The sequence below is a fragment of the Leptospira montravelensis genome, assembly GCF_004770045.1.
In the GTDB taxonomy this organism is placed as follows: Bacteria; Spirochaetota; Leptospiria; order Leptospirales; family Leptospiraceae; genus Leptospira_A; species Leptospira_A montravelensis.
Genome location: NZ_RQFO01000004.1, coordinates 464,226 through 477,321, shown reverse-complemented (window position 1 = coordinate 477,321; position 13,096 = coordinate 464,226). Strand labels below are relative to the sequence as shown.

The following is a 13,096-nucleotide window of genomic DNA, read 5'->3' as shown; positions in this document are numbered from 1 at the left end:
AACCGGTTTCATCTATCAAATACAATAATTAGAGTTTGTCAACAGAATCCATACAACAAATCTCTGTATTGTGGATGAGGATTTAAACAAAGCTCAAAAGTCAGTGATTTTATCACCAGAAGGCCCGATCCTTGTGGTTGCTGGAGCGGGTACTGGGAAAACTAACACTCTTGTCAATAAATTGGCATCTCTCGTTCAGAACGGATTTGATCCTAGTTCGCTTCTACTTTTAACTTTCACGAGGCGGGCTGCCAAAGAGATGTTAAACCGCGCTACAAAAAAACTAGATTCTAGGATGATGTCTGTCCAAGGTGGGACCTTTCATTCCTTTTGCCACCAATTCCTACGGAAATATTCCCTAGCTGTTTCCCTCAATTCCAATTTCACCATTTTAGACGAAGATGATGCGACAAGCCTTGTGGGAATGGCGAGAGACCAAGTTGTATCCAAACAATCTAAAGTCCGGTTTCCAAAAAAAGAAACCCTCGCTGAAATATTCTCTATGGGATTTAACTTACAAATTTCATTGGAAAAAGTGCTTCAAAAAGAATATCCAATGTTTCTTGGGATTACAAAGGAAATTCAAGAAATAAAATCAAAATTTGTAGAACTAAAACTCAAACATAATTCATTAGATTTTGATGATTTATTAGATTTCACTAGAAAAATTTTAATGGAAGAGGAATCGATCCGTGAACGTGTCGGAACACAATATAAATATATATTAGTAGACGAATACCAAGATACAAATCGTATCCAAGCACATATTGCTTGTTTGTTGGCAAGTAAACACCAAAATATCATTGTTGTTGGAGATGATGCGCAATGTATTTATGGGTTTCGAGGCGCCAATGTTAATAATATGTTGGATTTTCCAAAAATATTTCCAAATACAAAAACGATCCATCTAACAGAAAATTACCGAAGTGGCCAACCCATTTTAGATTTGGCAAATGCCATTCTAAACCAAAGTAAGGAAAACTACAAAAAAAATTTGATTTCGTATCGGAAGAATTTTCATGAAAAACCAAAACATATTAAATTAGAATCTGCGGATGAAGAAGCTGAGTGGATTGCCGAAAAGATTTTAGAAATGTATGAAAATAACATTCCTCTGTCAGAAATTGCAGTATTATTTAGAGCAGGATATATTTCTAACCTTTTGGAAGTAAAGTTAGGTGTTAAACAAATTCCATTTCGTAAGTATGGAGGAAAACGTTTCTTAGATTTAGCTCACGTAAAGGATTTGATAGCCTACCTTCGTATCATTGATAATCCAAAAGATATTCTTTCCTGGAACCGAGTATTGCTTTTAGAAAAAAACATTGGGAAAAAATATGCGCACGTTCTCTATAAAAATTTAGAAAATCATAATTTTGTATGGGAGGAAATAAGTCAGTCTTCTGGCTTTTATTTAGGTATCCCAGACGGCGCCAAGTCTTCTTTTCAAAACTTGGTGCAACTTATACAATCTCAATCTTATAACTTCGAAAAAAGTAAGGTCATTGTTGAAAATGTGTTATCGTATTACTTCCCTATTTTAGAGCAAGAGTATGATGATTTTGATAAAAGAAAACAAGATTTAGAATCTTTAAAGATTTTGACAAATTCTAGTCCTAACCTTTCTGAATATCTTGCGAATTTAACACTTGATCCGACAGAAAAAAAAGACACCAGTCAGATAGATTCAATTGAAGATGAATATTTAACCTTATCGACAATCCATTCCGCCAAAGGCTTAGAGTGGAAATACGTTTACGTTATGCAAGTTGTAGAAGGTAGTTTGCCAAATGCGAGGGTGAGAACAATCCAAGAACTGGAAGAGGAACGGCGGTTATTTTATGTTGCCATCACTCGTGCCAAACATGGTTTATTTTTAACATCTCCTGTTTTCTCTGATAAGAACCGATTAACCACCATCAGCCGATTCTTGACCGATTTACCGAACCTAGATAATTTGGTGGAAAATCTTATTCCTGATACAACTGCGAAACATATAGAAGAACCAAAAGCTAGTGTAGAAAACGACAGATTTCAGGACATCCAAAGATACTTTTTGAATTGATTTCTATAAAATTACCTTCTAATATGGGTTTAATCTTTGGGGGATGTATGAAATTATCATTTTATAATTTGGTTTGTGGAGTTTTTCTTTTGGCGCTGTTGATAACTTGTGCTTCGCAAGATACAAAAGATGTTTCTGATCCTTCAAGCCAAGATTCTAAAACAAATTCAAGATCTGCAAATTTGGAAGATCCAGAAAAAGGTGGGAAAAAAGTTGGATGTATCGAAGGTAACTGCGTAAATGGAGTTGGTAAATATGTTTATGACAATGGTGATATTTACACAGGATCTTTTAAAAATGACCTACGAGAAGGACAAGGAAGTTTCCTCTACTCTGACGGTGAAAAATTTAATGGTACTTACATAGAAGATAAAAAACAAGGTCCCGGTGAATATAATTTCAAAAATGGGGACAAGTATGTGGGAGAGTTTCAAAACGGACAAATCAACGGAAAAGGAACTTATAGTTTCAAAGATGGTAAATCCGTATCTGGTGATTTTACATCTGATGGTCAGGAAGGAATAGGAGTTCTCACCGATGACGGGAAAGCCAGAAATTGTAAAATCGCTGGCAGAAAACTTCTCTGCGAATAAGTTTCACGTTACAATTGGCAGTTGGGACGTTTTCCTTCTGCCTTTGCCTTTTCCCATAAAACCAAAGCATTTGGCATAGCTGCATTCAAATTTTTCATTCTAGTGGCGTCTGAAGGATGCGTTGACAGTAATTCATTGGTTTTACTTCCACCAAGTGCACTCATATTTTTCCAGAGTTCAACACTTTGCCTAGGATCAAATCCTGATTTTGCCATAAGTTCTAATCCGATGATATCAGCTTCTGATTCATGTTCCCTGGAGAATGGTAGTAAAACACCAAATTTGGCACCGAGTCCCAAGGCTCCTGCAACCGTTGGTTTTCCCAGGCTTTCTAAAATCTTTACAGATCCGCCAGCTAATTGGTTTTGAGACATTCGTTCGTTACCATGACGTGCTATTACATGGCCAATTTCATGTCCTATAACGGCTGCTAGTTGGTCTTTGTTTTTCGCTACAGAAAACATTCCCGTGTAAACTCCAATTTTTCCACCTGGCAAAGCAAAGGCGTTGGGAGTGTTATCTCTAAATACGACAACTTCCCAGGAATTTACCCCTGTTGTATCTGTAGTAACTGCCAACTCTGCTGAAACAATACAATTGACATATTGGTTAGCTGTAAGACCCGTATCAATTGGAGTTTTTGATTTCATATCTGAAAAAGCTGAAATTCCCATTTCGTTCATTTCTGCATCTTTTACAAGGATGATTTGTTTTCTTCCTGTGGGGGATGTGCTACAGTGAAAGAGAAAAGAAATTACTAAAAGAAAAATTAAATTTCGAATCATTTTTTTTCCTGGTTTGAATAGAATTGTTTTATAAAAGGGATCACTTCTTCGCTTCCAATGGGTTTGGATAACCAATAACCTTGTATTTTATCGCATTCATAGGACCTGAGGAGTTCTAATTGTTCCAACTCTTCCACTCCTTCCGCTACTACCGAATAACCAAGGTCATGTGCCATATTGATAATAGAAATTAATAAAAAACTTTCTTTAGATCCTTCCTCCACATTACTGAGGAAAGATTTATCAATTTTGACAATTGATAACGGTAGTTTTTCTAAATAAGATAGTGATGAGAAACCCGTTCCGAAATCATCCAAGGCAACTTTAACTCCAATATCAATGAGATTGGAAAGAATGGGAACAGTTTCGGAAAGATTTTTCATCGCTAAACTTTCGGTGATTTCCACTTGTAGAGAGGTGTATGGAATTCCTCTTCGATTGTGTAGATCCACAATCCAATGAAAAATATTCTGATCAAAAAACACTTGAGGACTTAAATTAACCGCAATGGAGATGGGTAGACCTTGTTTGATTTGCACTTCTTCAATGACATTTGCTGCTTGTTCTAATACAAATTTTGTGATTGGAACAATTAAACCTGAATCTTCAGCCAGAGGGATAAATTCCGCTGGGGAAACCATCCCTCTTTGGGGGTGTCGCCATCGAACCAACGCCTCCCAATGTCCTATTCTATTCTCCTTTAAATCTAAAATAGGTTGGTAAAAAACAAAGATTTCATTATGAGTTAGGGCTTTTTTTAAATCATTTTGAATTTCTAATTGGAAATGGATTTTCTCCTGCATGGCTTGGTTGAATACAGATACCGTTCCTACTTTTTGAGATTTGGCATGAAACATAGCAATTTCTGCATTTCGTAAAAGTACATCGGCATCCTTTCCACCAAGTCCAAAGGCTGAGATTCCGCAAGATGCAGTTAAATATATTTCGTATCCACCAAGTGGAATAGGATCTCCTAATCTTTCGAGTAGTCTCATGGCATAACTAATACCTTCATCAATGGCCAAAAGATGCGTGAGTAAAATCGAAAAATTATCTGCACCTAGTCTCGTGATAATAGCATCGTTGTCAGAAAATTGTTTTAGTCGTTCGGAAAAAATAACTAAGATTTGATCTCCAGCTTCATTTCCAAGTGAATGATTAATTCTTTTGAAGTTATCTATATTGATACAAAATAAAATTGGATAACCTGTGTTTTTTGCATTGTAGGCGAAAATTTTTTGTTCAATGCGAGCAAGAAACAAAGCTCTATTAGGAAGTCCTGTTAAATTATCATAGAATGCATCATGGGTTAACTGTTGTTCGGCAAGCTTTCTATCGGAAATGTCATGATGAATTGCTATATATTGAAATATGGATCCATCTTGGCGTGTAAAAGGAACAATCGTTGTATCTGCCCAATAGTCACCACCGTCTTTTTTTAAATTTCGAATTTCTCCGCGCCAAACTTTTCCTCTTTGGATGGTTTCCCAAATTTTTGCCCAATCTTCTTTGGTTTTATCTGCTGATTTTAGGATTCGGTGGTTTTGACCAATAAGTTCAGAAGTTGTATATCCAGTGGCTTTAGTAAAGGCATCATTTACGTAAGTGATGATGCCATTTGCATCTGTAATGGACACAATATTTGCTTGGTCCAATGCAAATTTCTGAAGTTGGATTTCTTTTAAAGATTGGTATAAAAAGATTTCTGTTGTATTTTTTTCTTTTCTGTATACCAGCTCTCTCCTTTCCCTTTCTAGAACTTCCGTTAGGCGAAGTAGGTTTTTGCGATCAATGAGGTCATTGACTCCCGATTTCATATAACTCAAGTTTTTTGCAAAATCTTCCGGGTCACTTAACAGTATGACCGGGATGTCAATTTTTTTATCGTTAAGATACTGTAAGTATATTGGTATCTCTGAGTGAAACGGTTCCCGTGTGCTGCAAATGATGGCATCCCAATCTTCTTCGTGGACGGTAGTTTCCCAGGAAGGGTATGACTCAACCACTCGGTAAAGAGGACTCAGGCCATTTGCCTTCATTTCCCTCACTAAATCAAATACACTGTTAGAATCGTTTTCTAGTATTAGAACGCTGATTGGACTGCCCATTTTGTTTGCCGAAGTTGGCTATCTCAGCATTAATGATTCGTATTTTTCTTAAAATCTCAACCTAAAAATGATCCGAAAATTCGCGTAATTTTCGTCCGATATGGAAAGTGCATCCGAAAACATTTGAAACTACTTATATCAGAAAAGATTATTTAGAGCATGAACTTAGAAAATTACTATTAGATATGAGTGATTTGGATTATAAAGAACTGAATGATTATGACAAAGGTGGTTATGATGGATTCAACCAAGCAATCACTTTGGTTTTAAAAAGGCTACAAACCTAGGGTTTTTTCTAGTCAAAATGGTTTCAAAGCGCAATGCAACAAGTTTCCACAAAAATTCTTTACAAATTTGGCAAGTAAACAGATAGTATACGTGCCAGTAGGAAGTTCAATGAATTTCACAACAAAACAAGTTAAAAATCATACAGTTGTTACTCTAGAGGGTTCCCTCGATATTTACTCTGCACCCGCACTTAAAAAAGAACTCCATAAAATCATCGATGACGGGGCGGAATCAGTAGCAATTGATATGGTGAATATCAAACTATTGGATTCTTCAGGAATTGCTTTGCTTGCGAATCTACAAAAGAAACTAAAGTCAGAAGAAGGTCAGTTTTTTCTACTCAATGTCAGCCAGGATGTTATGGTAATTTTGAAATTGTCCAGTTTGGACAAATTCTTCACTATCCTTGCTGGAGAATCGGAACTTCCTTAAAATTTCTCTTAGTTTCTAGAGCCGAAAGAACTTCACTTCTCCCCTGACAATGGGAGAAACGGAAGATTTTGGATTTGTCCAATCTCCAGAACTGTTTTGAATCCAACGGGAAGATTCGGCTTTTGTTCCTGAATCGGTTACGATCTTAACGGGAACTCCTCTATCACTTGAAACTTGTACAGAAACCACCAAATCATACGGAAGGTTGAGTCCAAAGGATCCCAACTGTAAGATAGCAAGATTTCCTTCAATCTTCACTTCTTCACAAACCACTTCTCGCCCATCTCGCAACTTTACCTTTAATTGGATGGGAACTTGCGGGACTTGTTTTTTGACAACTAGTGGAGGAGGTTCGACCGATTTTATCGCAAGTTGCTCTGTTTCCAAAACGAGAGGAATTTTTTCTTCCGAAACAACAGCTGCTAGTTTTGTAGTTTCTAACTTAGAATCTTCTAATGATTCACGAATGTCTTCTTTGATTTGATTGAGTTCTTTTGTTTCTTCATTACTAAGGTTAGATGCTGTTTCTGTTTTCAGAAGCTTTTCTATAATTACTGGTTTTAGAACTAAACTTTTTCCCTCTTCAATATTTTCATAAGCCTTTGTGTCTCCGAGTTTTGTTGCCTCTTCTTTAGAAAATGCAACGAGAGATTTGTTTTCTTGGTAAAAATTTCCAATAAGGAGTAACCTTCTGTTGGCACGAATTGCTACTTCTTTGTTTTCTTTCTGTTTAACAAGTTGAATGTATTCTTTTACAGCATTGGATGTTTTACCCAATTCTTCCATTGATCTTGCTTTGATATACGATTGGTCTTTGGTTAGAACGGGAAGCGATTCTAGTGTTTTTAAAGTTTCTTCGTAATCCCCACTTTGGAATAACGAGTATGCTAATTCATCGGGAGTCTTTTTTTTGTTTTTAAGATCTTCTTTTTTCTTTTCACCTTCTTCCAAAAAGCTAATTAGAAGGCTTGCATTTTCTGCGTAATGAGTACCTGGAAATAAATCGATTGCCTTTGAAAGTTTAAGAAAAGCTTTTTCCCTTTCTCCCATCATCACCAAACAATAACCATGATGTAGGAGTGTGAAAGCCATTTCATCTGATAAAGAAGAGGTAATGGAATCTTCTAACTCCTGGTATTTTTTGGAAGCGATTGGATACTTTCTTGTTCTTTCCATATAGAAAGCAAATTGTAATCGGATGATTGTTTTTTGTTGTTCTTCTAACTCTAAAGCTGGTTTAAAATTTAAAAAACGTACAGAATTAATGACATAAAGACCAAAACGATCTCGTAAACTCATTTTGAGGTCCAAACCTTCTGTTTCTGAGTTCATAATTCCTGATTCCAGAATATTGACTTTTACCTCAGACATATAATCGTCTTTGGATAGGAACATTTGTTTCAATCTTTCTCTTAAAGTTTGAGAGGAAAGCTCGTAATTCATCAATTGGTCCCTAAGGATTCCAAATCGTAGTTCCTGTAATTTTACACTTACAATGGATTCAGAGGCCAAAGCAAAAAAGAAAAATAGTATAAAAAACAATGAGAAAAAGAAAAACTTTTTCATTCCGGTACATCAAGGACAATCATTGTTACATCATCCTTGTATTCCTCATGTTTTTCTTCGAGTAAGGCCATTGCCTTTTCTACAATTTCTGAGTTAGACAAATGTACATTGTTTAGGACTACTTCCGTAAATCTTTCTAATCCAAAAAGACCCCCTTCCTTGATAGGTGTTTCTACAACACCATCTGTATATAATACAATTTTATCACCAGGAAGGACTGGAAAAGACTCCAAAGAATATTGGATATCATCACCCATTCCCAAAGGTGGGCCAGAACTATCTACATAGGTAATTTCTTTTGTGGAAGGACGGACAATAAAAGGTGCATTGTGTCCAGCATTAACAAATTTTACCACCCCAGGCTCTTCAAAAACAACAAATACACCTGTTGCAAAAAAAGACGCTTGAAGACGATTGGCAATCACCTCACCCAGTTGGTTGATTGCTTGGATGGCAGAATGATTTTCTTTCATAATAGATTGAAGTGACATTGCCATAACAACCGTTACAAGAGCTGCAGAAACTCCGTGACCGGAAGCATCCGCCAAAAAAAATCCATAAAAATTATTATCAGGGAATTGGAAGTATTGGTATAAATCTCCGGAGACTTCTCTCATAGGTCTGTATAATTTTCCAATATTAAACTTTTTAAACTTTTTTACGGAAGGCAAAAACAACTCTTGTACTTCTTTTCCAATCTGCAGTTCTTGGTTGATTTCATCGTTGAGACGAGTAATTGTTGTTACTTTGTTTTGTATTTCTTCTGCCATTAAGTTAAATGACTTACCTAAACTATCCAACTCATCATTACTCTTAAATTCCCAATTCACCCTGGATTTTAAATTCCCAGTAGCCATGTCTTTTGAAGCAATTTCTAAAGATCCAACTCTTTTGAAGATAGCTCGATAAACAAGGATTGCAAAAATAATATGAAACACAACTCCCCAGAGGACAGCATATCCAACTTGGATATAAAGCTGTTTTAGTCGATCCTGGATGGATGAGATATTAAAATGAGTGTATAAAAAAACTTCTTCGTTATTGGAAAGACGTATCGGTAATAAAAAATCAACAGTAAAATCAGATTCGTTTAAATCCAAACTATATCTTGCTTTGAATAAATTGCCTTCTTTATCAGAAGATACTTCTTTTGTTTTTTTTAAGACTGATTCTGTGATGACTTTTTTGTCCGGGCCCAATTCAGGTTCGGATAACACGGTTTTGCCATTAGAATCAAAAATCGTGAATTTGTTTATTTCATACAGTTTGAGCGTTTTTCGAAAGACTTCAAAGTTTTCATCCCTAGCTCCAGTCAATCCAATGGTTTGAATGTCTGCAAGGATTGTGTTTGCCAGATTTTCTGACTGAAATTGAAAATTTTTAAGAAGCAAATCGGATTGGTTTTCAAAAATCATCACAGTAAAAAAGATGATATTGAGCAAGGCAAGAAGGGAATAAAAGAGTCCAATCTTAAAGCGTAGGGAATTCGTCGTTTTGATTTTGCTTTTGTTCACGGCAATTACTTGTATTGTCGATAATTAAGTGATAGAAATCTATCACAAAATTGAGATTTTCCATTGGTTTTAGGCAGCAACATATCCTTCTCTACCCGTTTTTGGGCCACCCTTTTCACTTGTTTTATAGTCATTAGTGATACCGCCCTTTTTGCGGATAAGATCCGGCTAAAATCAGGGGAAGTACTGAATGGAAAAGTGGTGAATGTTACGGCCAGCCATGTGGAGTGGCAAGACCAAGGCAAACGTTATAAATTCTTAAATACTGATGTTTTGGGTATAGATGTCGGTTATGATGGCCTTCCCGCTTGTGCCGACTACAAAACATTCGGTGTAGAAGACTGCGATTTAATTCTCACCAAACTAACAAAAACATCTGCTAGTTTTTCTAAAAAAAGTAGTCCTTTGGAACTTGAGACTGTTCCAGTGAAAAAGATCTCAACTCTAAAAGTAAATGCTGATTCTGGACTTCCAATGGAACGTTATATTGAAACTGGTGTGCGAGGAAAATGGATTTTTGGAGACAAAGAAATATTTGGAATTTTTAAAACTTTAGAACGTGGAAAAATTACAATTGAGACTGAAACCAAAACTTTAGAATCGTTTGATCCATTGGATTTTAATTCTTTTGAGATCCAAAATAAATCAGTGATTGTTAAAGTGATCAAAGAAGAAACCCCCAAGGTCATTCCAGGTTATGCGCCCATCACAGAAAAACGTTATGGTAAAGCTGCCTTTGTTTTTGGAGGAGCATTACTTTCTGGGCTTGGAATGTTATATGAATACAATGCATCGGTAAATGCTATTAACAAAGATATAGAGTATATTCCATCCGGTGATGGAAGGGTTTTTATTTTTGCAAATACTCTCAGTACAAATAACTATGATTTTCATAGACAAAGGTTTGTTATCTATTCTGCAGTATTCACTGCTATAATATCCTATAGTTTGATAGATAGTTTTTATTTGGGAAATATGGAAACAAAAAAAGAAAACGCAAATGGAGTATATTTAAGACCTATTTTAGATTTGAAACCTAATATATCTCGGTTAGGTGTTATGAGCCAATCTTTTCAAAAACCAAACGAAAGTTTGTTTTACGGTTTTAGTTTCGAATCTCGTTTTTAAGTATATTAAACTATTGATTTTCTTAGAAATAAGTTTTTAAAGTTTTGTTTGAATCTTAAAAAATGCCATTTTATCAAAAATGAATAAGGGATTTTGTCTAATTGACACATTGCGCCACAATTTCCTTCCTCATTTTCTTTACACCAAAGTATAGTACCAGATAGTCCTACAAAACACTGTAATCCAAGCCAAAGATCAAATTTGACTTTTGTATTTTCCTGAAACATCTGTGAAGTTGGTAAATAAAACATATTTGCTTGTATATGGAAAATTGCTGAATTTTCTTCATCATTTTTTGTATGTAAATCCACCGAACTAAAGAGGGGAACTTCAAGCATTCTATCTCTAAAAAAGTAAGGATTGATAATCCCTGCAAAGAAAAACATCAAAGATAGGATCATTGGATACAATACAAACAAGGCAAAATAATCTTGAAGTGCTAAATCAGGAAACTTATGAGAGATCCAATCTGGTGAATTAAATAGTAGGTAAATAGAAAGAATACCTGGAACAAAAAAGAAAGCAGTAAGAATGGAATGTCTCATATTAGGATATTGTAATAGTTTAATCCCAGAAGTAGATATATGTTTTTGAATATTTTGAATCCATCCTTCGTGTCTGTTGTGCCGGCTTAGGATTTCATATTCTTCCATACTCATATTCATTACTTTCAGAATATGTCCTGGAACAAGGATTCTAGATTTTGCAATGGTTAGTTCCAATAAAAAGAATAGAGAAAGTATACAAATGGGAAGAATGAAAAGTAAATTGATATCTTGTAATAAGGAAAGATTGTATAAACCATGTATGCCAACACAAATGACAAAACCAAAAAGTATCTTTCCCCATTTAAAAACTGGATTTTTGTGAAATAAAAACATCATTAGATACGCTCCAATGAGTCCGCCATTCATCATATGGATTGGTAATGCAGTGATCGACCGAAGGACTTGCGACCAAAGGCCCGTGTTGATATAGTATAAAATGTTTTCTACTAGGCCAAAACCACCGCCTAACACTAATCCATAAAAAATACCATCGGTAACCGTAAATTCATCCTGGTTTTTTCTAAAAAAAAGGTAAATTCCAAGTAGTTTTGCAAACTCTTCGATAAGGGCAGAATGAATGAATGCATTCCAAAAAGGGCTAGTAAATGGAATCCAAACCAAAAGAAAAGCTTGCAAACCTATAGCAATGCCCGCACTAAAAATAGAAAACGCAAGCGCCGTATATTGTAAAAATGATTCTGTAAATCGATAAAAATGAAATCGATAAAAGGAATAATAAAATCCTAAAGTCAGAAAGTTAATGAGTAAAATGACCAAGCTAGGAATAGAAATTTGAGTGATCATTTGGTATGATTAACGGCAAAAAACCATCTAAAATCAATGAGAAATGAAAGAGAAATTTGAATTATATTAACCTTTTTACAGCCTTACGTAAACCTTCAATGGTTAATGGAAACATTGGCACCACATCTTCAATCGCTTCAATTGTGGGGGCTCCCCAAAATCGTTTGGGTTCGGGATTGAGCCAAACTGATTCGGGGAAATATCCAACTAATTCTTTTAACGATTCCAGTCCACTTTTTGCCTTACGTTGTTTTTCTTCAGAACTGGAACTATGATACGCATAAGGATTGTAAGGTGTTCCCATGAGCTCGTAAGGTGCCATATATGCATCTCCAACAAAAATCAGTTTTGTGTTTTTCCGAAACTTTTCTTCAAATTGTTTGAGCGAAATGCGGGTTTGGAATTCATGATTTGAATATATATATTCATGAAAGATATTGTGAAAAAAATAATTGTGAACTTCTTTGAAATGGTAAAGTCCACGACTGGCACTAAATAGTTTACTCACACGGTCGGAATGAGGTGTCATACTTCCCCCAATATCCATAATGAGTACAAGACGAAGTGAATTTTTACGTTCTCTTTCTTCTACGAGCTCTATTTCGCCTCCATTTTCACAAGTCCTATCAATGGTTTTATCTACATGGAGTTCCCTTCTTCCTTCTTTTTTAAGAAATCTAAGTTCTTTTAAAGCAAGTTGGATGGATCTAGTATCTAAAATTTCATCTTCGCGGTACGCTTTGTATTTTCTTTCGTTCCATAGACTAACACCAGAACGGCTTCCCTCTCCTTCTGTATTGCCTCCAATGGAGATCCCATTCGGATTAAAACCTGAATTACCAAAAGGTGAGGTTCCCGATGTTCCTACCCATTTGCTTCCGCCATCATGGCGTTCTTTTTGTTCCGCTAATCTTTTTTTTAATTCCTCAATAACCTCTTCCATGCTCATGTTAGGTGCATTTAGTTTTTCGGAATCACTTAAATGTTTGGGAATATTTTCTTCTAACCACTCGAAAAGAATGTCGCGAAACTGAATTCTTTGTTCTTTCCAGGTTCCAAAGGTTTTGGAGAAGGCAAGATCATAACTATCATAAAATTTTAAATCTTTGGCAAAGTTAAGTCGACCTACCCTGTACAGTTGGTCTAGGCTCATATAGCCAGAAGGATCAGTGAGTTTCCTTAAACTTTCAAGAAAGGCAATCAATTCGCCTGTGGAACAAGGAACCGACTCCCCTCGTAGATTATAAAAAAAATCCAAAAACATA

The 13,096-nt window shown here is 35.6% G+C and carries 11 protein-coding genes; 5 read left to right on the top strand and 6 right to left on the bottom strand.

Translation table 11 applies throughout. The features are described 5' to 3' along the window. Positions 1-70: 70 nt before the first annotated feature. Together EHQ31_RS03135 and EHQ31_RS03130 are read left to right on the top strand one after the other, a co-directional pair. Entirely contained in the window at positions 71-2,065 is a 1,995-nt protein-coding gene (locus EHQ31_RS03135; protein ID WP_135569503.1) for an ATP-dependent helicase, read from the top strand. A gap of 47 nt (positions 2,066-2,112) precedes the next feature. After that, a complete protein-coding gene (locus EHQ31_RS03130; RefSeq protein ID WP_135569501.1) occupies positions 2,113-2,658 on the top strand; it encodes an MORN repeat-containing protein in 546 nt (181 codons plus the stop codon). Between the two features lie 8 nt (positions 2,659-2,666). Here the strand turns inward: EHQ31_RS03130 and EHQ31_RS03125 are convergent, their stop codons facing one another. Both EHQ31_RS03125 and EHQ31_RS03120 read right to left on the bottom strand, forming a co-directional pair. Then, positions 2,667-3,443 carry a M48 family metallopeptidase gene (locus tag EHQ31_RS03125; RefSeq protein WP_135569499.1) on the bottom strand — a complete coding sequence of 259 codons (777 nt, stop codon included), beginning with the start codon at positions 3,441-3,443 and terminating at the stop codon, positions 2,667-2,669. Next, a complete protein-coding gene (locus tag EHQ31_RS03120; protein ID WP_135569498.1) occupies positions 3,440-5,551 on the bottom strand; it encodes an EAL domain-containing protein in 2,112 nt (703 codons plus the stop codon). Before EHQ31_RS03120 ends, EHQ31_RS03125 begins: the two co-directional genes overlap by 4 nt. 107 nt (positions 5,552-5,658) lie before the next feature. On the opposite strand from EHQ31_RS03120, the gene EHQ31_RS03115 reads away from it, so the two are divergent. Further along, on the top strand, positions 5,659-5,838 hold the full coding sequence (locus tag EHQ31_RS03115) for a hypothetical protein (RefSeq protein ID WP_135569495.1): 180 nt from the start codon (positions 5,659-5,661) through the stop codon (positions 5,836-5,838). A gap of 109 nt (positions 5,839-5,947) precedes the next feature. Continuing rightward, positions 5,948-6,271, top strand: coding sequence for an STAS domain-containing protein (locus EHQ31_RS03110; protein WP_135569493.1), 324 nt, complete (start codon positions 5,948-5,950; stop codon positions 6,269-6,271). A gap of 15 nt (positions 6,272-6,286) precedes the next feature. Here EHQ31_RS03110 and EHQ31_RS03105 read toward each other — a convergent pair whose 3' ends face one another. Next, entirely contained in the window at positions 6,287-7,837 is a 1,551-nt protein-coding gene (locus tag EHQ31_RS03105) for a tetratricopeptide repeat protein (RefSeq protein WP_135569492.1), read from the bottom strand. Further along, positions 7,834-9,351 carry a PP2C family protein-serine/threonine phosphatase gene (locus EHQ31_RS03100; RefSeq protein WP_135569490.1) on the bottom strand — a complete coding sequence of 506 codons (1,518 nt, stop codon included), beginning with the start codon at positions 9,349-9,351 and terminating at the stop codon, positions 7,834-7,836. The genes EHQ31_RS03105 and EHQ31_RS03100 overlap by 4 nt, the downstream gene beginning before the upstream one ends. Before the next feature lie 63 nt (positions 9,352-9,414). Between EHQ31_RS03100 and EHQ31_RS03095 the strand changes: the two genes are divergently transcribed. After that, entirely contained in the window at positions 9,415-10,479 is a 1,065-nt protein-coding gene (locus EHQ31_RS03095) for an LB_137 family protein (protein WP_409996892.1), read from the top strand. 5 nt (positions 10,480-10,484) lie between these two features. Here EHQ31_RS03095 and EHQ31_RS03090 read toward each other — a convergent pair whose 3' ends face one another. Both EHQ31_RS03090 and EHQ31_RS03085 read right to left on the bottom strand, forming a co-directional pair. Further along, complete coding sequence (locus EHQ31_RS03090; protein WP_135569488.1) at positions 10,485-11,831, bottom strand: PrsW family intramembrane metalloprotease; 1,347 nt, start codon at positions 11,829-11,831, stop codon at positions 10,485-10,487. A 61-nt stretch (positions 11,832-11,892) separates the two neighbouring features. Next, positions 11,893-13,095, bottom strand: coding sequence for a VWA domain-containing protein (locus EHQ31_RS03085; protein ID WP_135569486.1), 1,203 nt, complete (start codon positions 13,093-13,095; stop codon positions 11,893-11,895). Position 13,096: the final 1 nt, after the last annotated feature.

Bases quoted from the DNA above. Each gene is read 5' to 3' on its own strand.
- EHQ31_RS03125 (WP_135569499.1), bottom strand. From the start codon at position 3,443: ATGATTCGAAATTTAATTTTTCTTTTAGTAATTTCTTTTCTCTTTCAC.
- EHQ31_RS03090 (WP_135569488.1), bottom strand. From the start codon at position 11,831: ATGATCACTCAAATTTCTATTCCTAGCTTGGTCATTTTACTCATTAAC.
- EHQ31_RS03085 (WP_135569486.1), bottom strand. From the start codon at position 13,095: ATGTTTTTGGATTTTTTTTATAATCTACGAGGGGAGTCGGTTCCTTGT.
- EHQ31_RS03105 (WP_135569492.1), bottom strand. From the start codon at position 7,837: ATGAAAAAGTTTTTCTTTTTCTCATTGTTTTTTATACTATTTTTCTTT.
- EHQ31_RS03110 (WP_135569493.1), top strand. From the start codon at position 5,948: ATGAATTTCACAACAAAACAAGTTAAAAATCATACAGTTGTTACTCTA.
- EHQ31_RS03130 (WP_135569501.1), top strand. From the start codon at position 2,113: ATGAAATTATCATTTTATAATTTGGTTTGTGGAGTTTTTCTTTTGGCG.
- EHQ31_RS03120 (WP_135569498.1), bottom strand. From the start codon at position 5,551: ATGGGCAGTCCAATCAGCGTTCTAATACTAGAAAACGATTCTAACAGT.